This window comes from Terribacillus halophilus, from assembly GCF_900101385.1.
GTDB lineage: Bacteria > Bacillota > Bacilli > Bacillales > Amphibacillaceae > Terribacillus > Terribacillus halophilus.
In genome coordinates this window covers 300,244-324,454 of record NZ_FMZB01000002.1, presented here as the reverse complement: position 1 = coordinate 324,454, position 24,211 = coordinate 300,244, and the positions used below count along the sequence as shown (strand labels likewise).

The 24,211-nt window shown below is 44.0% G+C and carries 27 protein-coding genes and 1 pseudogene; 18 read left to right on the top strand and 10 right to left on the bottom strand.

Translation table 11 applies throughout. The annotated features are described in order from the left end of the window. Window positions 1-110: 110 nt before the first annotated feature. The 3 genes and pseudogenes from BLQ53_RS19295 to BLQ53_RS04835 form a co-directional block, all read right to left on the bottom strand. On the bottom strand, window positions 111-1,118 hold the full coding sequence (locus tag BLQ53_RS19295; protein ID WP_280137059.1) for an alpha-amylase family glycosyl hydrolase: 1,008 nt from the start codon (window positions 1,116-1,118) through the stop codon (window positions 111-113). Then, window positions 1,073-1,700 (bottom strand): annotated as a pseudogene (locus BLQ53_RS19290) (alpha-amylase family glycosyl hydrolase). Before BLQ53_RS19290 ends, BLQ53_RS19295 begins: the two are co-directional and overlap by 46 nt. 311 nt (window positions 1,701-2,011) lie before the next feature. Continuing rightward, window positions 2,012-2,215, bottom strand: coding sequence for a hypothetical protein (locus BLQ53_RS04835; protein ID WP_093726146.1), 204 nt, complete (start codon window positions 2,213-2,215; stop codon window positions 2,012-2,014). Window positions 2,216-2,351: 136 nt separating this feature from the next. Between BLQ53_RS04835 and BLQ53_RS04830 the strand changes: the two genes are divergently transcribed. The 12 genes from BLQ53_RS04830 (at window position 2,352) to BLQ53_RS04775 (ending at window position 14,571) form a co-directional block, all read left to right on the top strand. Further along, entirely contained in the window at window positions 2,352-4,133 is a 1,782-nt protein-coding gene (locus BLQ53_RS04830; protein ID WP_093726145.1) for a sensor histidine kinase, read from the top strand. Beyond that, window positions 4,105-4,821: a LytR/AlgR family response regulator transcription factor gene (locus BLQ53_RS04825; RefSeq protein ID WP_093726144.1), complete on the top strand. Its 717-nt coding sequence runs from the start codon at window positions 4,105-4,107 to the stop codon at window positions 4,819-4,821. The genes BLQ53_RS04830 and BLQ53_RS04825 overlap by 29 nt, the downstream gene beginning before the upstream one ends. A 537-nt stretch (window positions 4,822-5,358) precedes the next feature. Next, the gene (isdC, locus tag BLQ53_RS04820; protein ID WP_093726143.1) at window positions 5,359-6,114 is read left to right on the top strand and encodes a heme uptake protein IsdC; all 756 of its coding nucleotides are present in this window, start codon (window positions 5,359-5,361) and stop codon (window positions 6,112-6,114) included. Further along, window positions 6,114-7,985 (top strand): NEAT domain-containing protein, encoded by a 1,872-nt coding sequence (locus tag BLQ53_RS04815; RefSeq protein WP_093726142.1) that lies wholly within the window; start codon window positions 6,114-6,116, stop codon window positions 7,983-7,985. The genes isdC and BLQ53_RS04815 overlap by 1 nt, the downstream gene beginning before the upstream one ends. Window positions 7,986-8,050: 65 nt before the next feature. After that, window positions 8,051-8,920 carry a heme ABC transporter substrate-binding protein IsdE gene (gene isdE / locus BLQ53_RS04810; protein WP_093726141.1) on the top strand — a complete coding sequence of 290 codons (870 nt, stop codon included), beginning with the start codon at window positions 8,051-8,053 and terminating at the stop codon, window positions 8,918-8,920. A 14-nt stretch (window positions 8,921-8,934) separates the two neighbouring features. Further along, the gene (locus BLQ53_RS04805; RefSeq protein ID WP_093726140.1) at window positions 8,935-9,918 is read left to right on the top strand and encodes a FecCD family ABC transporter permease; all 984 of its coding nucleotides are present in this window, start codon (window positions 8,935-8,937) and stop codon (window positions 9,916-9,918) included. Further along, entirely contained in the window at window positions 9,908-10,696 is a 789-nt protein-coding gene (locus tag BLQ53_RS04800) for an ABC transporter ATP-binding protein (RefSeq protein ID WP_093726139.1), read from the top strand. The genes BLQ53_RS04805 and BLQ53_RS04800 overlap by 11 nt, the downstream gene beginning before the upstream one ends. Further along, window positions 10,693-11,457, top strand: a complete 765-nt coding sequence (srtB, locus tag BLQ53_RS04795; RefSeq protein WP_093726138.1) for a class B sortase — start codon at window positions 10,693-10,695, stop codon at window positions 11,455-11,457. The genes BLQ53_RS04800 and srtB overlap by 4 nt, the downstream gene beginning before the upstream one ends. Before the next feature lie 25 nt (window positions 11,458-11,482). After that, window positions 11,483-12,412, top strand: a complete 930-nt coding sequence (locus BLQ53_RS04790; protein ID WP_244499256.1) for an ABC transporter substrate-binding protein — start codon at window positions 11,483-11,485, stop codon at window positions 12,410-12,412. Then, window positions 12,409-13,446, top strand: a complete 1,038-nt coding sequence (locus tag BLQ53_RS04785) for a FecCD family ABC transporter permease (RefSeq protein ID WP_244499255.1) — start codon at window positions 12,409-12,411, stop codon at window positions 13,444-13,446. Before BLQ53_RS04790 ends, BLQ53_RS04785 begins: the two co-directional genes overlap by 4 nt. Continuing rightward, window positions 13,447-14,223: an ABC transporter ATP-binding protein gene (locus tag BLQ53_RS04780; RefSeq protein WP_093726137.1), complete on the top strand. Its 777-nt coding sequence runs from the start codon at window positions 13,447-13,449 to the stop codon at window positions 14,221-14,223. A gap of 15 nt (window positions 14,224-14,238) precedes the next feature. After that, complete coding sequence (locus tag BLQ53_RS04775) at window positions 14,239-14,571, top strand: antibiotic biosynthesis monooxygenase (protein WP_093726136.1); 333 nt, start codon at window positions 14,239-14,241, stop codon at window positions 14,569-14,571. A 40-nt stretch (window positions 14,572-14,611) separates the two neighbouring features. On the opposite strand, the gene BLQ53_RS04770 is transcribed toward BLQ53_RS04775, so the two are convergent. After that, a complete protein-coding gene (locus BLQ53_RS04770; protein ID WP_093726135.1) occupies window positions 14,612-15,349 on the bottom strand; it encodes an SDR family NAD(P)-dependent oxidoreductase in 738 nt (245 codons plus the stop codon). A 147-nt stretch (window positions 15,350-15,496) separates the two neighbouring features. Between BLQ53_RS04770 and BLQ53_RS04765 the strand changes: the two genes are divergently transcribed. Then, window positions 15,497-16,099, top strand: coding sequence for a TetR/AcrR family transcriptional regulator (locus BLQ53_RS04765; RefSeq protein ID WP_093726134.1), 603 nt, complete (start codon window positions 15,497-15,499; stop codon window positions 16,097-16,099). Window positions 16,100-16,170: 71 nt separating this feature from the next. Here the strand turns inward: BLQ53_RS04765 and BLQ53_RS04760 are convergent, their stop codons facing one another. Further along, on the bottom strand, window positions 16,171-17,595 hold the full coding sequence (locus tag BLQ53_RS04760) for an MFS transporter (RefSeq protein ID WP_093726133.1): 1,425 nt from the start codon (window positions 17,593-17,595) through the stop codon (window positions 16,171-16,173). A 638-nt stretch (window positions 17,596-18,233) separates the two neighbouring features. On the opposite strand from BLQ53_RS04760, the gene BLQ53_RS04755 reads away from it, so the two are divergent. Continuing rightward, window positions 18,234-18,659: a MaoC family dehydratase gene (locus BLQ53_RS04755; protein WP_093726132.1), complete on the top strand. Its 426-nt coding sequence runs from the start codon at window positions 18,234-18,236 to the stop codon at window positions 18,657-18,659. A gap of 38 nt (window positions 18,660-18,697) precedes the next feature. Here the strand turns inward: BLQ53_RS04755 and BLQ53_RS19415 are convergent, their stop codons facing one another. The 3 genes from BLQ53_RS19415 to BLQ53_RS04745 are packed head-to-tail and all read right to left on the bottom strand — an operon-like array spanning window position 18,698 to window position 20,670. Further along, window positions 18,698-19,378, bottom strand: coding sequence for a GNAT family N-acetyltransferase (locus BLQ53_RS19415; RefSeq protein ID WP_425288282.1), 681 nt, complete (start codon window positions 19,376-19,378; stop codon window positions 18,698-18,700). Between the two features lie 4 nt (window positions 19,379-19,382). Then, window positions 19,383-19,559 (bottom strand): GNAT family N-acetyltransferase, encoded by a 177-nt coding sequence (locus tag BLQ53_RS18870; RefSeq protein WP_170829577.1) that lies wholly within the window; start codon window positions 19,557-19,559, stop codon window positions 19,383-19,385. 46 nt (window positions 19,560-19,605) lie between these two features. Beyond that, window positions 19,606-20,670, bottom strand: coding sequence for a tetratricopeptide repeat protein (locus BLQ53_RS04745; RefSeq protein ID WP_093726130.1), 1,065 nt, complete (start codon window positions 20,668-20,670; stop codon window positions 19,606-19,608). 372 nt (window positions 20,671-21,042) lie between these two features. On the opposite strand from BLQ53_RS04745, the gene BLQ53_RS04740 reads away from it, so the two are divergent. After that, window positions 21,043-21,459 carry a YbaN family protein gene (locus BLQ53_RS04740; protein ID WP_244499254.1) on the top strand — a complete coding sequence of 139 codons (417 nt, stop codon included), beginning with the start codon at window positions 21,043-21,045 and terminating at the stop codon, window positions 21,457-21,459. A 47-nt stretch (window positions 21,460-21,506) separates the two neighbouring features. Here BLQ53_RS04740 and BLQ53_RS04735 read toward each other — a convergent pair whose 3' ends face one another. Then, window positions 21,507-21,890, bottom strand: coding sequence for a VOC family protein (locus tag BLQ53_RS04735; RefSeq protein WP_093726129.1), 384 nt, complete (start codon window positions 21,888-21,890; stop codon window positions 21,507-21,509). Window positions 21,891-22,243: 353 nt separating this feature from the next. Between BLQ53_RS04735 and BLQ53_RS04730 the strand changes: the two genes are divergently transcribed. Further along, window positions 22,244-22,573 carry a hypothetical protein gene (locus BLQ53_RS04730; RefSeq protein ID WP_093726128.1) on the top strand — a complete coding sequence of 110 codons (330 nt, stop codon included), beginning with the start codon at window positions 22,244-22,246 and terminating at the stop codon, window positions 22,571-22,573. Window positions 22,574-22,669: 96 nt separating this feature from the next. Here the strand turns inward: BLQ53_RS04730 and BLQ53_RS18865 are convergent, their stop codons facing one another. Next, on the bottom strand, window positions 22,670-22,831 hold the full coding sequence (locus BLQ53_RS18865) for a hypothetical protein (RefSeq protein ID WP_170829576.1): 162 nt from the start codon (window positions 22,829-22,831) through the stop codon (window positions 22,670-22,672). A gap of 156 nt (window positions 22,832-22,987) precedes the next feature. Here BLQ53_RS18865 and BLQ53_RS04725 point away from each other — a divergent pair, with 156 nt between their 5' ends. Together BLQ53_RS04725 and BLQ53_RS04720 are read left to right on the top strand one after the other, a co-directional pair. After that, the gene (locus BLQ53_RS04725; RefSeq protein ID WP_244499253.1) at window positions 22,988-23,404 is read left to right on the top strand and encodes a MarR family winged helix-turn-helix transcriptional regulator; all 417 of its coding nucleotides are present in this window, start codon (window positions 22,988-22,990) and stop codon (window positions 23,402-23,404) included. Continuing rightward, entirely contained in the window at window positions 23,389-23,733 is a 345-nt protein-coding gene (locus tag BLQ53_RS04720; protein WP_093726127.1) for a DUF3147 family protein, read from the top strand. The genes BLQ53_RS04725 and BLQ53_RS04720 overlap by 16 nt, the downstream gene beginning before the upstream one ends. Window positions 23,734-24,211 lie beyond the last annotated feature (478 nt).

The following is a 24,211-nucleotide window of genomic DNA, read 5'->3' as shown; positions in this document are numbered from 1 at the left end:
AGGTAATTTAACCTACAACTTTATGATGAACTTATTGTGGAAACAAGTCAAGAAATTGACACAATCTTAAAATATCAATAAAAAAGATCACCTGATAGGTGATCCTCGGTTCATTTCACATACTTATACACAATTGCTTCATAAGGTCGCATGACACGCTGATTATCCACATGTGGATAATTGCTGATGACACAATGCTTTTTATCCCAATCATCCACACACTCGCTGGGGATATCGTATAAAGCTTCTTGATTTGTCATATTCAGCAAAATGACCCATTCTTCTTCATCCAGCCGACGCAAGTAACCAAAAATTTGATCATGATCATGGAGTATGGTTTCGAAATCACCGTACACCATAATTGAATTTTCTTTACGCAATCTAATGAGCTTGCGGTAAAACTGCAAGACTGAATCCGGATTTTTCATTCCATCTTGCACATTGATTTCTTTATAGTTAGGGTTGACGGGGAGCCAAGGTATGCCCGTAGTAAACCCAGCTTGGTCAGATGCATCCCATTGCATCGGCGTTCTGGAATGGTCACGCGTTTTATCATGGATCCGGTCCATGATCGTAGTTTCAGAGGCATCCTGTTCATCTACTTTCAATTCATGATAGCTATGGGCCTCTTGTTCTTTTATTGTATCGATTGTTTCAAAATCAGGGTAGTTAGTCATCCCAAGTTCTTCTCCCTGGAAAATGAATGGCGTACCGCGCAAGGTATGCAGCAGGGTAGCCAGCAGTTTAGCAGAAGGTATCCGATACTTTCCATCATCCGCAAAGGTGGAAACCATACGCGGTGCATCATGATGGCTGAGATATAAGCCGAACCAGCCTCCATCGTCACCTACATCTTTTTGCCATTTGCGAAGTATCTCGCGGAAATCATGCACTGTCCATTCCTTGCTTTTATATTTATCATCATCCCTATCGGCGAGCTCCGAAGCTTCAGCGGATAACACCATATCAAGTTCATTTCGTTCCGGTTTCGTGTAGTGCAGTACATCGTGATCATGCACGGCAGAGGTTTCGCCAGCTGTAAAAAATTCAAAATCCTTTTTCAGCACGTTATTCATTTCATGCAAGTAATCATGAATGTGCGGGCCATTCTGAAATATTCCTCCCCTTTAGCCTGTAATTTATCCCGGTCAGCATCAGGAAAGCGCCGATCTTTTGAAAGGACATTCACTGCATCGATGCGGAAACCGTCAATCCCTTTTTCAAGCCAAAACCGCATGATAGCATATATTGCGCACTCGCGGATTATCCCAATTCAAGTCCGGCTGTTCCTCGCTATAAAGATGCAAATAATATTCTTCCGTCTGCTCGTTCCATGTCCAGGCACTGCGTCCTAAATGGCTCGTCCAATTCGACGGTGGGCTGTCATCAGCGTTTGCCGTTTCCCAAATATAATAATCATGGTAAGGGTTATCCTTGGAAGTTTTCGCTTGCTGGAACCATTCATGTTCGATCGAGGTATGATTCGGGACAATATCCAGTATAAGTTTTATGCCCCTGCGATGAAGTTCTGCCAGCAAACTATCAAATTGTGCCATTGTCCCATATTCCGGCTGTATGGCCCGGAATTCCTTCACATCGTAGCCATGGTCAACATTGGGTGAAACATAAATCGGAGGAAGCCACACAGTATCGACACCAAGGTATTCCAAGTATTCTATCTTTTTCAAGATGCCGCCCATGTCGCCTATACCATCCCCATCACTGTCCATGAAACTGCGGGTATATAATTCATAGATGACACTTTCTTTCCAATATTTCCTCTCCATCTGATCACCTGTCCTCAAAATTTTCTTTTTTGGACTATTCCCTTACCTGGGAGAAATAAAAACCGCCAAGCTCGGGAAAGCAAGACGGTCTGGGATCAGTAACTGCATATTCTTATGAGGAAGAAACATGCTGCCGCTCAAAGTGATTGCCAGCTTCAGCCTCTCCCTATATAATCGGTGCAAAATATCAAAAAGTGTCCCCACGAAATATAAACCGGCATCGATTATTCTTTGGAGTCAGTTTGTGTTGCAGCGCGTTTTTTCGCTCTCCGGTATAGTAATGTCCCTGCCAAGCCATAAACTAGGCCGAGCACGAATAAAGCAATCCCTAAATAAAATTTATCGCCAGCCCAAATCATGACACCCATCCCTGCAAGGATACAAAGTAATCCAAGGAAGAGGATGTAAAGGGCGTTCTTCATCAACATAAGTAAACAGCCTCCTAATAAGCGGTTAAACTTGTACTATTATAACAGAAAGCGGCTTTGATTTTTATGTGTTATCTGTTAAACTGACAGACTTTCCGATAAAATGGTAGTAATACAAACAGCGAGGTGTGACAGCATGCTGAGCTTGGTTCCATTGATGATCGAACGAGTGGGGATCATCCTCATAACCGTTTTCCTTTTTTCACAATTGAAAGCGTTTCGACGATTGATTCTCCATAACCAATCCATGAAAGAAAAAATGCTATTACTGCTGATTTTTGGCTTCTTTGGTGTGTTGAGTAATTATACTAGTGTGGAAATACATGGAGACAGCAGGATGGCCAATACGTGGCTACTGGATATTGAGCCGGATAGTGCGATTGCGAATACAAGGATTCTTGGCGTAACCATCGGCGGGCTGCTTGGCGGTCCTTTTGTCGGACTGGGCATTGGATTGATTGCAGGTGTGCATCGGCTGTTCCTGGGCGGCTTCACAGCAGAGGCTTGTGCAATATCCACCGTCCTGGCAGGATTGGCAGCGGGCATTCTCGGAAGACGGCGCAAACAGCGGAAGCAGTTGACAGCAGGATATGCCATTCTGATCGGCGTTTCCATGGAGATCATCCAGATGGCATTGATTCTGCTTTTGGCAACCGAGTTGGAACCAGCGTGGCAGCTTGTACAAATTATCGGACTGCCCATGATTGTCATTAATGGTATCGGCATGCTTTTGTTCATGCTGATCATCCAAATCATCCTTCGCGAGCAGGAGCGGATGCGGGCGCTGCAGACGAATGCAGCTTTTGCTATTGCTGACCGGACACTGCCGTACTTCCGCCAAGGCTTGAACACGGATTCTTGTAATAAAGTGGCTGAAATCATGCTGGAATGGACAGAGGCTGACGCCATCGCGATTACGGATAAACATGGTGTGTTGACGCATGTTGGCGTCGGCTCTGCTCATCATGTGCCGACAAATGGTTTCGCCACCGAACTGACAAAGCGCTCGCTCCGCGAAGGGCGTGTGCTGACAGCCAAGTCGCAGGAAGAGATCGTCTGCTCTCATCCGAGTTGTCCGTTGCAGGCAGCGGTGGTCCTGCCGCTTCGGGTTGGGGAAGACACAGTGGGGACGCTGAAACTGTATTTTACAAATCCAAATGACCTTACTCGCGTGGAACAGGAGCTGGCAGAAGGTTTGGCCAATCTATTTTCCACGCAGCTCGAGCTGGCAGAAGCTGAGCAGCAGAGCAAACTGCTGAAGGATGCGGAGATTAAAGCCTTGCAAGCACAGGTTCACCCTCATTTTCTATTCAACAGCATTAATACAATATCCATTCTGTGCAGAACAGACCCAAATCAAGCACGCCGCCTGCTGCAGGAGCTTAGCCGTTTTTTCCGCAGCAACCTGCAGGGGGCAAGGCATATGCTGATTCCACTTGAGAAGGAACTTGAGCATATTAGGGCCTATGTCTCGCTGGAGCAGGCAAGATTTCCAGAAAAATTCACATTGCAGATGGAGATAGAACCAGGCTCGGAGCAGACACTCGTTCCGCCATTTTTGCTGCAGCCATTGGTCGAGAATAGTGTAAAGCATGGATTCCGTGATACGGAAGCGTACGGGACAATCATGGTAGGCATCAAAAGAAAAGACCAATATGTCAGTATCACTGTGAAAGACAATGGGCATGGAATGGAACAGGATAAGCTGGATCAAGCGGGTCAGCAAACGGTGGATTCGGTGACAGGAACTGGAACGGCACTGATGAACATACGGGAACGCCTGGGAGGCATTTATAATCACGAAGCCAAATTGCTTATTACCAGTAAGCAGGACGAAGGCACGACTATTCGTATTCAGCTGCCGAGCAATCAGAAAGGGGAGATACCATATGATGACAGCCTTTATCGTCGAGGATGAGCCGCTCGCTCGCCAGGAGCTTGCCTTCCTATTGGAAAACAGCAGAGAAGTGGAGGTTGTCGGAGAAGGATCGACCTTGACCAAGAGTTATGAGGCTATCCGGAACGCAGCGCCTGATGTCGTCTTTTTGGACATTGAACTTGCCGAAGGAACTGGATTACATCTGGCGGAAAAGCTGCAAGAGCTGCCAAAAGCGCCTTCTTTTGTATTTGCTACTGCGTATGATGAGTACGCATTACAGGCCTTTGAGCTCCATGCGACCGATTATCTGCTAAAGCCATTCGATGAACAGCGGATCAATCAATGTATCGAAAAGCTTCAACGGATGATCCCTTCAGCAATGGGATCGAAATCGCAAATCAAAAAACTGCCGATAATGGAGAATGAGCGAATTTCTCTGCTTGATATCCGGACCATCCTCTATATCACTACCCAAGGAGGCAAAACCCAGATCAAGACACTTCAGAAGCTCTTCCATTTGAATGAGCCGCTTGCGTCTGTGGAAAAGAAGCTGACAAATTCAAGTAGTTTCATGCGGATTCACCGCAGTTATATCGTTCATCTTGAACATGTGACCGCACTAGAACCGTGGTTCAATTCCACTTATAACCTAGTTATGGAAGATGGCTCAAAAGTGCCGGTTAGCAGAACATATGTAAAAGAAGTGAAGGAGAGATTTGGATTATGAGAGAAGCCGTCAGAGCCAATTAAAGGTAAATTTGCGGAAGCAAATGAACAATCGGTCAACTGATGGGGGCCCATCCAGAGGATGCTGAAATATAATACCAATGTGCATGGAGCTTTGACGTACTGGGGCAAAGACATAGTGAAGCCTTGCGAATACTTTTCCGGCTGTTGGCAGATGAGGATATTTTGGAATATCGAAAGGCCATCTGTTGCATGACAGACGGTCTTTTTGATTAAAAAAATATGCTGTTATAAGACATGTGGGAATAGAATTAGGAAAAAGGTCTTGACGGAAAATCAGATGCTTTATATTATGTAGGTATTACCAGATAAACTTATTTGGTAAAAAAATTTTACATTTTATTATTGAGAATGATAATCATTTATATTTATTAATGCTATAAAATAGCCTTTTTAGGGAATTTGATAGCTCTATAAACATTGAGAATGATAATCAATAATGAGCGCATAAGCGCTTTTTCTTTCAGCCTCAATTGAGAATGAATATCAGTATCAATAAGGGGAAGGTGGAGAAGTTGTGAGCAGGCATAAGCAAATAGGCATTATGTTATTGGCTTTACTTATCTCGTTTGTTTCATTCAACACAACGGCTTCGGCAGCTGTTCCGGAAGATGGCGCGTACACATTGGACTACACTGTCATTCAAGGTGATAACGATTCAGTTTCAATGGCCAATGACTATTGGGACAAGCCGGCTAGGTTGGATGTGGAGGACGGAAAAATGCAAATCCAGATGACCGTAAATCACAGCTCTTGGGTGACGGAATTCAAAGTACCTAGTGGAAGTGGATTTGCAGATACGACGGTAGTCAGCGAAGATACATCATCGGATACGCGGGTGACAGAATTTTCTGTGGCAGATTTAACTTCCCCTTTGGAATCCAAGATTCATGTCACTGTTCCAGATATTAATTATGATCATGACTACACGATTCGTTTCCGCTTCGATGAAGCTAGTCTTACATCGACAGGAGGAGCAGAAACCAGCGCTGCTGCAGAGGGAAATGCAAGCGGCAGCACCACAACCTCCGCAGGGAACGGCGGCGATACGGAAGAAATCACCACCTCTGGAGAGCGTGATGATAAAGAGACAGATACTGAGGCTGCCGCTCAGAAAAATCAAAAAGATGGTCAAAACGGAGAGAATATCGAGAATCCGCAAACAAGTGATAATACCTCGCTTGTTATATGGGGAATCGTCGCTTTAGCTGCACTCGGTCTATTTATCGGTTTTAAATATGTTACGTCTAAAACGAGAGGAAGCGAGAATTAATGACCAAGTCTTTTAAAGTACTGCTAGCAGCTGTCTTGGTTGCTTTCTATTTCGTGTCTGCCTGGCAGGTTAATCCTGTGAACGCCGCCGCGGCAATTGCTGATGGCAATTACACAATTGATTTCAGGGTATTGAAGGATGGAACGGAAGAAACCTCCATGTTAGATACATACACTCAGCATCCTGCGAACTTGACAGTAAAAGATGGCGTCGCAACCATCGACATGACGCTGCTGCATAGTGATTGGATTACCGATTTCAAAGTAGAGGAAAACGGCAGCTATGTTTCTCCACCAGTGGTTGCAAGCGATGAGGCAAATGATACGCGTACCATTCGATTCACTCTAGGCGATTTGGAAGCTGCACAAAACGTTCGTGTACGCGTAGATATTGATGCATTGAACTACCATCACGAATACCCTGCTCAGATTGTGTATGACATAAGCAACCTACCACAAGCAGAACCCGAAAGTCCAACTGACACCCCAGACGAGGGGACAGAAAGTCCAGATGATGGAACCGAAACACCGAATCCAGATAACGGATCTGAAACACCGGATCAAGGAACGGAAGATCCAGATAACGGGTCTGAAACACCAGATCAAGGAACGGAAGATCCAGATAATGCAGTAAATGAAGATGGCTACAAAGACGGTGTTTACAGTCTTGGCTACAAAGTACTAAAAGACGGAACTGATGAAGAATCCAGAATGAGCAGTTATGTGGTCAGCCCGGGGAAGCTGACGGTTGCTGATGGAAAATATCAAATGGAAATCGGAGTTAATAGCAGTGCTACGATTACATCTTTCCAAGCAGAACAGGGTGGACAATATGTAGATGCACAGATTGTGAGTGAAGACAAGGAAGCGGATACGAGAGTAGTGGCATTCCCGATCGATGATATAAATGCCAAGCAGAATATCCGTTTCCAGGTTGAAGTGCCAGCTTTCAATTACAAACAAACATACACTGTGCAGTTCCAATATGACACAGAGCAAGATACAGAAACCCCTGATCCAGGAACAGAAGAACCGGATAACGGCGAAACCCCTGATCTAGGAACTGAGGATCCAGATAATAGTTCCGAAACACCAGATCAAGGGACAGAAGATCCAGATAACGGTGAAACTCCGGACCCAGGAAATGACAATACGGATGTGAACCAAGACGGCTATAAGGATGGCATTTACAGTATCGACTACAAAGTGCTGAAGGATGGCACCGAGGAAGATTCCATGATGAGTAATTACGTGGTGAGTCCTGGTAAATTAACAATCAAAGATGGAAAATACCAATTGGAAATCGGTGTAAACAGCAGTGCTTGGATCACCTCTTTCCAAACAGAACAAAATGGGGAATTCGTTGATGCAGAAGTGGTAAGCGAAGATGCAGCAGCAGATACGAGAGTTGTAACTTTCCCTATCGAGGACATTAACAATAAGCAAAATGTCCGTGTTCAAGTGGAGATACCAGAATACAGCTACTATCACACTTACACAGTACAATTTGCTTACGACACAGCTAGTATGCAGCTGCTGGATGAAGACGTAAACCCAGGCAACAATAACCATTCCGGCAATAATAATGGAGAAAATCCTGGTAATGTAACGCCAAATACTCCTGGAGGAAGCGGCAGTGATAATACACCAAGTGGCAATGACGACGGCAAAACGCCATCTGGTAATACAACAAATCTGAACTATGACCCGAATGACGATAACAAGTCGGGTACTCCCAATGTAAATGGCAAAGATACAAGCCTAAATATACAGAACAATCCAAAAACATTCGATAGCTCGCATATTGCCTTGTATGCAGGATTACTTTTAGGCTCCGGACTACTGCTTTACAGACGATTCCGCCGGACTTAATCAAGCAGCCGGTGCACGACTGTGTACCGGAATTGCTTTTATTTTTGAAAAGGAGAGAAATCTCTATGAGACGATTACTTATTGTCCTTTCTATATGTTTGGTTGTTATTGCTGCCGGCTGTTCCCGTTCTAAAGAAGAACCGACAGCAGAGGCTGCCGAGTCGCGGATTGTTTCCACCACTGTTGCCATCACGGAAATACTGGATGCCTTGGAAGTGGACGGAGTGGTGGGTAAGCCTACTAGCTACAAAGAGCTGCCGGAACGCTATGCAGATGCAGTGGAGACAGGCAATCCGATGAATCCGGATTTAGAATTGATCGCATCTCTTGATCCAACAGATATACTGTCGGTGACAACGCTGGAATATGACTTGAAGCCAGTCTTTGACGAAGCAGGGCTTCCGGCTGATTACTTGGACTTTACTAGTCTTTCTGCCATGCAGGAAGAGATTGCCGAGTTGGGAGAGAAATACGACAGAACGGAACAGGCGGCAGCTTTGAACAGCCGGTTCAAAGAAAAGATAGACGAAATCAAAGCGAGAACAGCAGATAAAGAGAGGCCGAAAGTCTTGATTTTGCTAGGTGTCCCGGGCAGTTATCTGGTTGCGACGGACAAATCCTATATTGGTGATCTGGTGAACCAGGCTGGCGGCGAAAACGTCGTGCAAGGGGAAAACGTGGAATATCTTGCTTCCAACACAGAGTACCTGCAGCAATCCAATCCGGATGTCATCCTGCGCGCTGCGCATGGTATGCCGGAGGAAGTGGTGGACATGTTTGATGATGAATTTAAGACCAATGACATTTGGAAGCATTTTGCTGCAGTTCAGAACGATCGTGTGTACGACCTGGAAGAAACATTGTTTGGTACGACAGGGAATATTGCAGCGGATAAAGCTTTGGATGAACTATACAGCATGCTTTATGAGGAATGAGTAAGGAGAAAAAAATGAAGAAAACGATTTTCAGTTTTGTGACGGTCAGCTTATTACTGGTCATCACCATTGTGTACTCTGCTATCACCGGAAGTATAAAAGTCGGTGCTTGGGACTTCGTGACAGGCTTGTTCACCGGTTCCAATGAACAAGTCGAAATCGTGAAGGATTTGCGTCTGCCCCGCATCATCGTTTCGCTGTTCAGCGGAGCGGCACTGGCACTGTCGGGGGCGCTACTACAATCGGTTCTGCGAAATCCGCTTGCAGACGCTGGTGTCATTGGCGTATCGTCCGGAGCAAGCTTCTTCTCCCTCTTGCTTGTCACGTTATTGCCGCAATATTTTTTCTGGACACCTTTATTCGCGTTCATAGGCGGTACCGTTTCCTGTTTCCTCATTTATATGCTCTCTTGGAAATCAGGTTTGCACCCCATCCGTATACTGCTGATTGGGATTGCGATCAATGCCATGTTCGTAGGGCTGACGCAGGCTTTTATAACCGTTTGCAGCTATCTAGGCAAAATACCGGATCAGTCCACCTCATCGAATTTATCGATGCGAACGTGGGATGATGTCCAAATTGTAACTACATACGGGCTGGCAGGCATTGTATTGGCATTCTTTTTATACCCTTGGTGCAATATGCTCCTGCTGCAGGATAAGACAGCAAGGAACTTGGGGCTGAATGTCGGGATGGCAAGAATCATCATCTCGGCTGTGGCAGTGCTGCTTGCGGCCATCGCCACAGCTGTTGGGGGGGTCATCGCCTTTATTGGTCTTTTGATTCCGCATATCTCGCGGAATATAGTCGGAACCGATCATCGGCTGCTCTTGCCCTTCAGTGCGTTAAGCGGCGCATTATTGATATTGCTCGCTGATACTTTCGGGCGAACGATCATCGCGCCTTCTGAAATACCTGCTTCTACCATCATGGCAATCATTGGAGGGCCTTTCCTTATCTTCTTGCTGAAAAGGAGTGACAAAGTGCATGCAGACTAAAGATATTGGCTTTTCTTACAATCAGCCCCGTGTACTGAACAAGGTGACTATCAGCATCCCGTCAGGCAAGATGACAACCATACTAGGTCCGAATGGCAGCGGAAAATCGACGCTGCTGCATGTGATGGCAAATAATCTGCAGCCAGAAACAGGCGAAGTGCTGCTGGATAACGAAAAAATCACCCAATTCAAGCCGAAGGAACTTGCTCGGCGTTTAGCAGTTGTACATCAGCAGAATATATCGCCATCAGATATGACAGTGGAACGTTTGGTTTCGTTCGGCAGAATGCCGCATCGCAATGTATTCCGCAACGAAAATAAACAAGATCAAGAGGCGATTGAATGGGCAATCGAAAGCACGAATCTGGATGATTTCAGAAATACGCCAATCATTCAATTATCAGGAGGCGAAAGGCAGCGGGTCTGGATCGCTATGGCGCTTGCGCAAAAAACCGATATGTTGTTCCTGGATGAACCGACAACTTATCTGGATATCTTTTATCAGCTGGAAATACTTGAGCTGGTCAAAAAATTGAACAGGGATTACGGCATTACGATTTTGATGGTGCTCCATGATATCAATCAAGCAATCCAGTACAGTGATGAACTGATTGTCATGAAGCAGGGGGAAGTCTATGAAACCGGACGGCCCGATCGGATTATCACGCGTGAGTTGATTCGTGGGGTATATGGAGTCGATGCAAAAGTGGCTTTTGATGACACTGCCGGCATGTATATCCTGCCAACGACGCTAAAGGAAGGAGCAGCTGCTACATGAAGAAAAAGCGGAAACTGGCAGAAAGAATCATTACTGTCCTGCTCCTATCTGTCTTTTTATATGCTGCCTTTCAAATCGGTCAAATTGTCCTTGGTTATTATGACAATCAAAAAGTGCTGGCAGAAGTGCAAGAAATCCATAGGGAGTATCAAACAAAGCTCTCCGGATCGGCACAAGCAGCGGAGTCAGAAACAGAGATACGCAGTTCGTTCGACCACTTGCAGGAAATTAATCAGGATATGATCGGCTGGATCCGTATTGAGGACACACCAATTAATTACCCAATTTTACAAGCTTCGGATAACGACTATTACTTGGACAGGAATTATAAAGAAGAGCAGGCCGATGCAGGCAGTATCTTCATGGATTATCGGAACGACCTGGAAGATATGTCGGCAAATACAGTAGTGTATGGCCACCGGATGAAAGACAATAGCATGTTTGGAAGCTTAAAAAAGTACGGGGACGAATCATTCTATCAAGCTCACCGTTATATTCAATTCGATACGATCTATGGCAGTTATAAGGCAGAGATCTTTGCGGTTTACCAGACGGATACAGATTTCAACTACATCCAAACGGATTTCACTGACGCTTCAGATTACGAGAATCTAATACAGGAAATACAGGAGAAAGCTATCTATCGTACCGATGTAAAGGTAGATGCAGATGATCGAATCCTCACTCTTTCCACCTGTGATTCCATTTGGCAGCCAAAACAGAACAGGTTAGTAGTCCACGCCAAGCTGACCAAACAGTAATCCTGTATGGGAAGGAGAATAATAGATGAAAAAAATCATGATGATAACCCTGCTTGTCTGCTTTTGTACGGGATGTGCCACCACGCAAGCCGATCAGGATCAAGAAAGAGCGGCTTTGACGATAACGGATTTCGCCGGCCGGGAAGTGAGTTTCAGTGAGGTTCCCGATAGCGTCGCATCGGTGAGTTATGGTGATTTGGATATCGCGTCCTCACTCGGAGCCACTATTGTCGGAAGGCCGACCGCAGAGGATGTGACACAGTCCGATTGGAAGAGTATACCCGAGGTTGGAACAGTCCATGAAATGAACCATGAGATGTTAGCCAGCGTGAAAAGTGACGTCGTTCTGGCAAATGCGGACTTTAATCAAAAAGATGAGCAGATGCTGGAAAGTCTGGGCACGGAAGTTGTTTATACCAATGCTGATTCGGTTGAAGATATCAAGAAGCAAATAACACTGCTTGGAGAAATGCTTGATAGGACTGAGCAAGCAGAAGAATTGGAAGCGAAAATAGACGAAAAGCTTGCAGAGCTTAATACAGATAAATACAAGGATAAAAAAGCAGTCATCGTTTATGGCACGCCAGGAACCTACATGGTAGCGCTGCCGAATTCCTTGAGCGGGGACATCCTTGCTAAAGCGGGTGGATATAACATTGCTGCCGATTTTCCTGCATTGGAAGAATTTCCACAATACGCCCAGCTGAATGCAGAAGAGATTGTGAATGCCGATCCGGATATTGTCATGCTGATCACACACGGCAAATCGGAAGAAGTGCAGCAAGGCTTCGAGCGGGAGATGGAGCGCAATGCTGCTTGGAGCAGCATCAGTGCCGTGAAGGAGGGGAACGTGTTTGTCCTGCCAAATGACTTGTTTGGAACAAATCCAGGGACACGAATTACCGATTCAATCGATCTGATGCAGGATTACCTGGAAGGGGAGAAACAAGATTGAATGCAGCAACCGCACAGGATAAAGAGCTGAAACAAGTTGATTGGCGAGTCAAAAGGAAGCATCGGCGCCTTCTCATTCTTTTTCTCTCCATCTTTTTGCTCCTCCTTGCTTCTGTATATGGCATAGTAAGTGGTTCCGTTTCTGTATCTTTGCAGGATTTCACCCAACTTTTGAGTGGGAATGCCGATCCGCTGACAGAGAATATCGTCTGGAACTTGCGCCTGCCGCGTGTCATCTTAGGGGCGCTGGTGGGGGCGTGTCTTGCAGTTTCAGGAGGTATTCTGCAAGGTGTCACGCGCAATCCATTGGCTGATCCAGGTATTATCGGTATATCGGCAGGAGGTGGTCTGGCGGCGGTTATCACGATGCTCGTCTTTCCTGCCTATAGCTACTTGCTGCCGGTGGCAGCGTTTATCGGTGCATTGAGTGCTGCCTTCCTGATTTATGTAATGGCTTGGAAAGAAGGTGTGTCGGTATTCCGGATGATCTTGGCGGGAGTGGCGGTCAATGCGCTGCTCGGAGCGATCACTTCGGGAATTATGCTGCTCTACAGCGATAGCGTCCAAAGTGTGCTGCCATGGCTTTCCGGAGGCTTGAATGGAAAGGGATGGTACGAGGTCAGGTTCTTTTTCCCGTATGCAGTAATCGGATTGACGGCTGCCATGCTGCTGATACGATCAGCCAACATCTCACTGCTGGGAGAAGACAGAGGCAAGTTGTTGGGATTTCATGTGGAAAGGCAGCGTTTTTATCTGATCCTTGTGGCGGCCCTCCTGGCAGGAGCTGCTGTCAGTGTCGGGGGGCTGATCGGCTTTGTCGGATTGGTCGTTCCGCATATCATACGCTTACTGATAGGGGGTGATTACCGATTCCTGCACCCTCTGTCGGCTATCAGCGGAGCAGCTCTTGTTGTATTTGCGGATACAGGAGCCAGAAGTTGGTTTGGAGCTGTCGAGTTGCCGGTCGGCATCTTGATGGCCTGTATCGGAGCACCGTTCTTCTTGATGCTGTTAAGAAAAGGGGGATTGAGATAGATGGCAATTGCTAGTTTGCAGGATATAACGATACAGCGTGGAGACCGGGTAACTTTACAAGCCTCATTGGAAATTCCGGAGGGGAAGATAACGGGTATCATCGGCCCTAATGGATCTGGTAAATCGACATTATTGCATAGCATCAGCAATTTGCTGAAGCTTTCTTCAGGAAAAGTGGAAATAAAGGGACATGACGTACAGACACTGAAGCGGAAAGAGCTCGCAAAGCAAGTGACTTTATTGAAACAAAGTGAGCTGATGCCAATGGATTTTCTTGTGCAGGATATCGTCCAATTCGGACGGCTTCCGTATCAGAATAATTGGCAGAAAGAGTCATCGGAAGGCAATCAATTGATAGATTGGGCAATGGAAGAGTGCCGCATCAGCCATCTGGCTGACCGGCAGGTGGATACGCTGTCTGGAGGAGAAAGGCAGCGGGTGTTGATTGCCATGGCACTTGTCCAGCAGACCGACATATTATTACTGGATGAACCGACAACATATCTGGATGTGGCGCATCAGCTCGACTTGCTGCATCTTCTACAGAGGCTGCATAAAAATCATGGCATTTCCATCGTTCTGGTTTTGCATGATTTGAACCAAGCGATGCAATATTGCGATCATCTGGTCGTCATGCGAAAAGGAGCCATCTATCAGACCGGCGAGCCAGAGCATATTGTGACAAGCGAGTTATTGAAGGATGTCTTTCAGATACAAGCCACTATTTCAAATGAGTCCGATAAGCTATGGATCAATCCAATAGGCGTTTACTTATAAAAGGAGAGATGAAAAATGATTATAGTGAAAAATACAGTAAAAATCACAAAAGGGGAAGCGCACAAACTGACAGATCGTTTCCAGCAAACTGGTTTGATTGACAGCTTCCCAGGGTTCATCGATCTGGATGTGCTGATCAATCGGAAAGAAGGCGACACGGATGAAGTGATCATCAGCACACGTTGGGAAACATTTGAAGACTTTTCACGATGGCTTGGAAGTGATGAATTCCGTCAAAAGCATAAGCATGGAAAGAAGCAGCCGGATTTCATCCAATCATCAGTCATTACCACATACGACGTAGCGGTCAGCCGGAAGTCCATCGTCCAAAAAGAAAATGTCTCCTAATAACAAATCCCCATTCTTTGAAAGAGTGGGGATTTGTTAATTATTGAGCCGTATAACCGCCATCGACAATCAAGCTATTGCCGGTCATGTAAGAAGAATCATCAGAGGCCAGGAACAGAACAGCTTTCGCCATTTCCTCTGCTCTTCCGAGTCGTTTCATCGGTGTCATCGTGGAAAGTGTCGCTTTATCGACTTCCGGGATGATCGGTGTGTCGATGAAGCCTGGGCACAGTGCATTTATGCGAATGTTTTTGTCCGCATATTCAAGTGCAAGGGAGCGCGTAAGATTTACAACGCCGCCTTTTGCCGCATTATATGCAGCGGATCCTGGTGAGCCGACCCAGCCATACATGGAAGCGGTGTTGACAATATTGCCGCTGCCGTTTAGAAGCATCACGCGAAGCGCTTCGCGGGCAACAAGGAACACACCGTCCAAGTCCACGTTTACTGTGTTGCGCCATTCAGCATAATCCAATTCATGCGAAGGATGAACACGACCGATGCCGGCATTGTTGAATACGATATCGACTTTGCCGTAAGCAGCAACTGCTTGCTTGAAAAGATTTGCTACTTCTTGTTCACTTGTAATATTCGTTTGGATGAAGACTGCTTCTGCACCATTTGCTTTCAGCTCTTCTTCCACTGTTTTTCCTTTTTCTTCGTTCAAGTCGACTAACACAAGCTTAGCGCCCTCTGCTGCGAAAAGACGAGCTGTAGCGGCGCCAATCCCCGATGCTCCCCCTGTGATCAGTGCAACTTTATTTTCTAATTTCCCCATTTTGTTTCCTCCCAGTATAATGGAATAAAATCGGTTACAATTTAATTGTAATACTTTGGACACATATCTCAATCAGTAGCTGAAAAGAAGATGTCTAAGTATTGGACAGATAATCCAATACTGTTTGACAAAATGGGGGATTTTTTAATGGTACATGAACAGGATTCGACATCTAACCGGCGTAATCGGACAAAAATGCATTTTCGCGAAGCGTTGATCAAACTGATCAAGAAAAAGGGGTATCATGCGGTCACAGTTAAAGATATTGTCGAAGAAGCAGCATATAACCGCAGTACTTTTTATTTCCATTATCAAGATAAAGCAGAATTGGCAGAAGATCTGCTCGACAGGATGCTTACGGGACTTGAACAGTCCGCGGGTATTACTTATACCGTAGAAAAAGAAACATTTACAAAGGATCTAAATAACTCCTCATTCTCTATCATTGCTTATTTTTATGAAAACAAAAGCTTCTTTGAACTGATTAATTATGAGGACACGCTTCCAAGCATGCATACGCGATTGCCGAATGTGATCCGGAAAATTTATAAGGAGCAATTCGAATTCAAAACAATAAATGATTTGCAGGTAAATATGGATTACTTCAAAGTCTATACAGCGATAGGTTTTTATGGGTTGATACGCGACTTGATTGCAGAGGATTTTCAAACACCAGAGGAACAGTTCGCACAGGACGTTATCGAGTTATCGCAAACGCATATTCAATCCGTTAAATATATTGGGCGTTAGGACAAACTAGAGTAAAAAAAGCTCAGCCTCATCAAATGAAAGGGAGACTGAGCTTTTTACATGAATGTTTATCAGACAGGTTTATTTTCTTCTTCTTCCTCTGCTTTCCACCATAATGCATCTTCAGGATTCTCAACAGCTTCTTTATATTCGGATTTGGTGGAGACGGTTGGATAGGATCCTTTTAAAGATTTTCCTGATGTACTCTTGAACAAGAGCAAAATCACCAGGAACCCGATAATGCTAACGATTGTCAAATACCATGCAGGTGCTAGGTTATTCCCCGTTTGGTGGACGAGCCATGTGGAAATCAATGGCGTAGTACCACCGAATATGGATACCGAGACATTAAAGGTCACAGATAGTGTTCGATACCTTATATCTGTGTAAAACATCGTTGGCAAAGATCCAGGGATGGAGCCTTCATACGTTGCAAGCAGCACACCCAGAATGAGGATGCCTAACGAAACATATACCAATCCATTCAAGTTTACTAAATAAAAGGCAAGCGCAGAAAGAAGCGTCAATCCGCCTAATCCAATCAAGAAAACGGTTTTGTTTCCGATTTTATCACTGAGCTTCCCGAACATTAATGTAAGTGGCACCATGATGATCATGACGAGAGTAATCAGTACGGTACCTACTGTGCTGGATAAGCCAATGATTTCATCTAAATAGGACGGCATGTAAGATAACAGCATATAGTTTGTCACGTTAAAGAATGCTACAGCGACGAAACAAACAATGATATCTTTTTTGTGGTTCTTTAAAATGGACAGGAAGCCTTCTTCTTCTTGTTCCTGATCTTCATTATTATTAGAAAGCTCATTTTCAAAAATCGGTGATTCCTCTAAGCTCTTTCTCAGATATAATCCGATAAGTCCAAGTGGCAATCCGAGCAAGAACGGGATTCTCCATCCCCATGTGGCCATCTGATCATCCGACAAGGCGATAAAGAGTATGCTGGCAACAAGTGAAGCCAAAATATACCCTGTCAAGGTCCCGATTTCCAATCCGCTTCCCAGTATATGACGCTTATTATCCGGAGAAGATTCAGCAATATATACCATTGCACCAGCGTATTCGCCGCCAGTAGAAAAACCTTGGATGATTCGTGCGACTAATAATAATATCGGTGCCCATATCCCGATTTGATCATAAGTGGGTAGTAACCCAATCAGTAATGTTGAAAAAGCCATTAAAATAATCGTGGTGGTTAAAACGACTTTTCTCCCTGCTCTATCTCCGATTTTACCAAAGATAATACCGCCTAAAGGCCGCATTAAAAAGGCAATCGCGAATGTAGCGAAGGTAAATACTAATTTCAATTCATCATTTTGAACCGCACTAAAAAAGTTCTGACTGATAATAACAGCTAAGTAGGAATATAAACCAAAATCGAACCATTCCATCGCGTTTCCTACACCTGTAGCAAACACACTTTTCTTCGCTGTTTGGATATCCACAACGTTAATCTTCTTCTTGTTGAATTTCATTTTTTGTCAACTCCATGTTATACGGTTATACAAGGAAAATACTGTCGAATGGGTTAGAAGCAGTTTTCGCAAGCTGCATAAAATTCAGCAAAGCTGTAGGAAGATGTCTCCATCATTCGGGGTATAGGGATAATCCTCCACATTTTTGATTTATTGTTCATCTTCTTCGTATGTGAAGTTATTGTGCACCAAAAGCTTCTTAGCCATACGGCGAAAGCCGCCAATAAAGAAAAGGAAACGAAGCATAACTGCAATAGGATAATAATTCAACCCAAAAAAGCTTTTCAAATTGCTATGAAAAGGCTTTTTATTTAGTGAAATTATTCAATCTAAATAAATCAGTTAGCAAGAGATATTATCCTTCTTTTCACCACGGGTCCGTCCATTCACCCTTGAATTAACAGCTAGGCAAAGGATTTCCCTTGTATTACCGCTCTTTTCAACTTATATGAAATACCCTGATGAGCAGCAGTATAAACATCAAATGATACAATTTATCTAATTTGTATGGTAAGCTGTCCTATAAGTATTTTTGGCAATGTCATCTTTCTGGCTCAGGATGAAGAAGAACATATATTTCCATGGACTGTGGATGATAAGCAAAAATGCAGCAGAACAGACGAAAAAGAGGTGCTGGAATGAAATTCAGTGAATTTGAAATAGGGCAGCGCTATGAAACAAAAACGATCAAACTATCCAAACAAGATATCATCGACTTCGCACAAGTATATGATCCGCAATATATGCACATAGATGAAGAAAAAGCGAAACAGGGACGCTTTGGCAATCTGATTGCATCAGGGATGCAGACGATGAGTACATCATTCAAGCTGTGGGTCGAGGAAGGGATTTATGGTGAAGAAGTCGTAGCTGGCACCGGTATGAACAATGTCCAATTCATCAAGCCGGTATTCCCCGATGATGAACTGAGGGTGGTCGCGGAAGTGATCGAAACTGTGCCAAAACGTCGTGGCAATGGTATTGTCACGGTACAGCTGAGTACATATAATCAAGATGACAGCAAAGTATTTCAAGCTGAACTAAGTGCACTTATAAATAATTGAATGAAAAAAGGAGGCATCTGATACAGATGCCTCCTTTTTTAACTTCCCGTTATTTCGTTAACGGCCTTCTCGAAGCAAATATTCACGGTTCGCTGATTGGAACGAGTCCGATGCATGACACCGGCAGGAATGGTAAATAGGTCGCCAGGCAGTAAGCTGACTGTCCGATCCTCCAGATCTATGTGTAGCTCACCTTCCAGGATGAAGAAAGCTTCATCACAATCATCATGCTTATGCCAATGATATTCCCCATCAATCACCGCGAGACGAACAACATGATCGTTTACTTCACTAACGATTTCATTCATATATAAAGCGGAATCTTTCGTAAGCTGCGTCAATTGCAGCAGCTCAAGCTGGCCAATCGACTCAGCTATAGTGGAAGAGCGGAATTCACTTTGAAGCAAGCTGAAAAGGAGGACATCCTGAAATTTCCCTTCCCATTTTCGTCCTTGGCGGTTGATGCCCTCTTGGCGGAAGCCTGCGCGTTTGACCAATCGCTGGGATGCAATGTTATCGGCATTCACTTTGACCTCCAGCCGGTTCAATTCCAGTCTGTCAAAACCGATGTGCAAAAGTTCGTGTAAGGCGGCCGTCATGAACCCTTGACGCCAATAAGCGCTTCCCAGCTCGAATTCGATTTCGCCTGTCTCATGCAGGAAGTTCAAACGCTTGAACCCGCATGTGCCGATGACAGTCTGCTCATCATGTTTCCGGATAGTATTACCTGCTTGCGTGCTTGGTCTGTTCCAACTGCTTGATTCGGGCTTTCACTTCTGACAGTGATAGCAAGATACTGTACCGCGTCCATTTGGTTACGACAGGATCTGACCAGATTGGAAGCAATGCATGGGCATCCTCCTGGGAGATCGGCTTAAGTGAAACTAATTTATGAGACATTTTTTCCTCCTTATCGTTATACGTCTGCCTGTTCTCGCCACCATCGCTAAGATTGCAAAGAAAGTTTGTAATAATAGATGGCCAGGTCATTCTGTCCTGTTTCTGTATAATAAGCAGCCAATTCATTGGCGTAAGTACGGACGTTGTAATGGTCGCCTTTTTGCCGGAATAAATCGATACCCTCTATCCATACTGATTCGAAATTAGCACGATCGACATACTTTTTGTGCAGCATGGCAAATTCCCACTTGAATATTTCATCCTTTTCATCGATGCTGAGCTGGAATCCTTCCTGATAGGCATCCATTGCCAAATCCTGCTGTCCTGTCTTCCAATAGGAGTCAGCCAGTAGGAATAGTGTCTGCAAATAAGCATTATATGTCCGGTATTTCCTAGCCGCCGTTAAATATGGAATAGCTGCCAATGGCGTTTGCTGGACAGAATACAGATAACCAATATTATGCTGGATCAATGCGGCCAAGTGACCTTCACGCTCAAAATCGGTATGTGATAAAGCATCATTCAGCGTATTTTCTGCTAAAGTGAATTCCTTTTGCTCGATGAAATTCAGCCCTCGCATCAATTCGCTGCGAGCAAGCAGATAGCGATAAGCAGGATATCTCTCAAAGATTTTCACTGCATATTCCGTGTGGAAAACAGCGAGGGATGTGATATCCAAATGATGATATGTCATTGCTTTGCGGAAGTGGAAATCTCCATGCTCCACTTCATCATCCATGGAAGAGAGGTACTCCTCTGCTTTTTCAAAAGAGGCCAGTGCACACATATATTCATTCTCCTCACACAAACGCATTCCTTCTGCAAGGTGATAATAATAATGCAATGCTGGTACAAAGGCATGTTTATACTTGTCTGCTTCCCTATGGTATATTTTGCTTTTGTCCAAATCGGATACAAGTACATGAAACCGGCAGGAGAGCAGTAAATACACGACATAGAGCGTATCCTCCTGTTTGAGTTCCTCGATTCGTCCTGATAATGCATGATACATATCCGATGCTTCCTGCCGCTTTCCTAGCCGGATGGAACGATACCAATCTTCCAAAGACGCTGTCAAATTCTGGTCTAAAACGAGCAAACTCCTGTCCATACGTGTCCCCTTTGTTATAGTCTTTCGTTATATTTTACCATTTTCGTCGAAATTTGTAGATAATGTTGCGTAGCTAGGTGAAATTTTTGAGTGAAACAGGAGCTGTCGGAAAGCCGAGAGGGAGTACCGTTTATTATGAATAAACGGTAGAAATTCCAGAATGAGGTTTTGAAGAGGAAAGAGATCAGAGTAAGAAAAAATGAGTCAGAAGAGAGTTTTCACAATGCGGGGAACCTTTTTTCTAACCTTTCCCAGTTTATTGACAGATTTCTTACAGTTGTCTGGTTTCTCTCATAATCGCCATCTAACTGCTTACTTTGTTTCTTGAATTTTTGTTATAATGCGAGGTAATCCAAGTTAAATAAAAGTAAGGTGATAATCATAAAAAAGCTTAAAAATGCTCTATTCTTCCTGCTTGGGACTATTTTCTTGGGCTTTGGTATAGCGGGAATCGTTCTGCCTGTATTGCCTGGAGGTCCTTTTTTAATGGTAGCCACATTTTGTTACGCGAAAAGCTCCAAACGAATTGACGATTGGTTTAAAAGCACCACTTTCTATACAAAATATGTACTCGCAATCAAAGAAAAGAAGGGCATGACCCTGAAAGAAAAAATCCGCATCAACATAATCGCGGATGCTTTCATCCTGTTTTCGGTATTTTATATTGATATTTGGCTTGTGAAGATATTGTTGATTGTACTTGGTCTGATTAAGCATTATTACTTCATAAAAAAGATAAAAACGATAAAACCGGAGCAAGCAAGCGACGGTATCAAAACTCATGCATAGTTATAAATCAAAGGAAAGACCGTTTTCTGCATGGAAAACGGTCTTTTTTACGATAGTTTATTTCCAACTGCAATCCACCGGCCATCAATATCTTCAAATACAAACTCCTTATTGCCATAGTCGGTCGTCATCAAAGGACGCACAATGGTTATACCCGCATCCACAAGTTCCTGCTGCATCGCCGCCTGCTTCTCCGTGATGAAATATGCATCATAACCATAGCCATACTGCAAGCGATTCGGGAAAAATCTTTCAAGAACAGATTGCGTCAGAACAAGTTCGATATTATCCCGATAGAGGCATATGTGCGGCTCTGTGCTTTGGAGATAAGGTATAGCCTGAAAACCAATTTTTCTATAAAAATCAGCCGTCACATGCAAATCGGGACAGGGGAATATCTGCAGTAAATGGGAAAAGGATGGTTTTGTCATAAAGACGCACCACTGACTTTAAATCCGATATGTAGGGTGTTCATGTTCTTTCCTCCTTAATTCTATATACGCTCTTATCTTCGTTTTCTCCTTCTACCGACTCACCTTGTCGTCATCAGGCATATTTAAGAACAATAAGCGTTACATAACAATTTTTTTGATTGGAAACGTATTTACGGTATAAAAAGGAAAAATTTGAATGTGGATGACAAAGGTTTTATTGATCTTTGGTATCATTTGCTTATCGGAAGGGTTTCTCTGTTGATTGGAGTTTTAGCATTACTGGCGGCAAGGCTCTTCAAGCTATTGCTTTCAAAAATGTTTCAAGCTATAAGAGAAGAGAGGTTACCAAGATGAAATTATCGGATGAATTAATTTTGCTTCAAGCCTCTGTAACAACGGAGGAAGACTATGGTTTAGGCGAAATATGGCAATCAATTGATGAATTTATGCAAGAGATTGAGGAAGTTGCTGAAGCAATTCTTCGGATGTTCCTGTTCATGGGTGCTGGATTCATATTCCTGATTGGGCTGTCTTATGTTTTTTTCTCTTGGATCGGTGCACCGCGGGGTCAATCAAAAACGGAGAAGAAGAAGTTCTGGATAGTCAATGGGTATGTACTGCTCGGTTTCCTGATTGTTTCTGTACTCATTTATGTAATCCCAGCGGCAATTATCTTTTAAAAGCAAACTGGCAGCGCAGTATATATCGCCGCCAGCATGACTCCCTATAAGTTATCCAGCTTTTTCTGCGCAATAATGAAAACCAAGCCCGGGCAATCAATCTGTCCGGGCTTGGTTTGTTGATTTACCATAACCTGTGATTATAGCAGCAGTAAATAAAAGAAATGTCACGATAAAACCAGTCAATGGATAATTCATTAACATTCCAAGCGTCAGCATACTTAATCCGGCGAGGATGAACAATAGCTTGCTAATCAAGTTTCTCATATCTCCATGGTAACATTTCCAAATGAATGGAAGTCAAGTGGAGATTTACTTATGGTGAGCAAATGCTGATTATTGTTTCTTGCTTCCTATTCATACAGTTTAATTATATCGTATATTGCGATATAATTGCGGGAAGGGAGTGATGATTTGTCTATTCAACAATTAAATGAGCTATATATGAATATATACCATCAGCTTCGCTTTACCTATCAGGATAAACTGACCCACCAAGCTGTACGGATTCTCCAGACGATCAGGATGGAGGAAAAAGTGCATGTATCCAGGATTGCTGCGGCCTTGGGAGTTTCCCATAATACAGCATCGGAGCATGTGAAGCGTCTCATACAGAAGGGATACATCTTAAAACAGCGGGATGCAGCCGATGAACGAAAGGTCTATCTCCAGCTGACCGAGCGTGGGACGACGACTGTAAAACAGCATACAGAATTGGATGAAGGGAAACTGGCTGTCGTGATGCAGTCACTTTCACTGGAAGACCAGGAGACAATCCAGGCTGGATTCCGGTTATTGGAGAAGCAGGCGAGAAAATGTTTTTCATCCTAAAGATTCTCGTCAGTGCCGTCATCATTGGGGGAGTTACCGAAGTTGCAAAACGATTCCCGACTTATGGAGGAATCATTGCAGCGCTTCCGCTTGTGAGCTTACTGAGTATATTCTGGCTATTCATTCAAGGACAAACTGCACCACAACTATCCCGCTTTGTCTGGGGAGTCGTGACAGGTCTGCCAGCGACCATCGTAATGCTTGTCTGTCTGTATATAGCTTTACGGCTGACCGGCAATTTAGCTTTTGCATTGCTGATAGGGGTGATTAGCTGGCTGGTGTTTTTGTTTGTACAACAGAAAATAGTTGCTCTTGTTTCTGGGTCTTAAGAAGAAGTCATCATTCTTATAGGAAGAAATCTAAAGATGATGTTTCTGGAACTTTTATTTCTTGCGGTAGTATTTTGTAGTCACTGATATGATTATGGGATCAACTCGAGTTTAGAGGGACAGGATGAATGCGGCCGGAAATTACTATTAAAAACTAATAATGCTATGTATTCTGTATCATTTTAGGTACTTTACTGCTAGTCGTGCTTCGTCAAATGGATACAATTTTGACAGCAATGATGCCAGATATGCTTTTGTACCTTGTTTCATCACTACATATATTGGGGATGTTCTTTCTTCTAATGTACCTCCGACAACAGAACTTTGAGCATGGAGTTCACTGCGGGGCATCTTTTGCAATTTATCCGGCTAATCCTGCAGATCAGCTGACTTTGTCGCTTTTTTAATGTAATCACCTTTATATCCGTGCCATATAGTAGAGGATGGATAACTTCTGCTTTGAGGGGGCAGAGTGAAC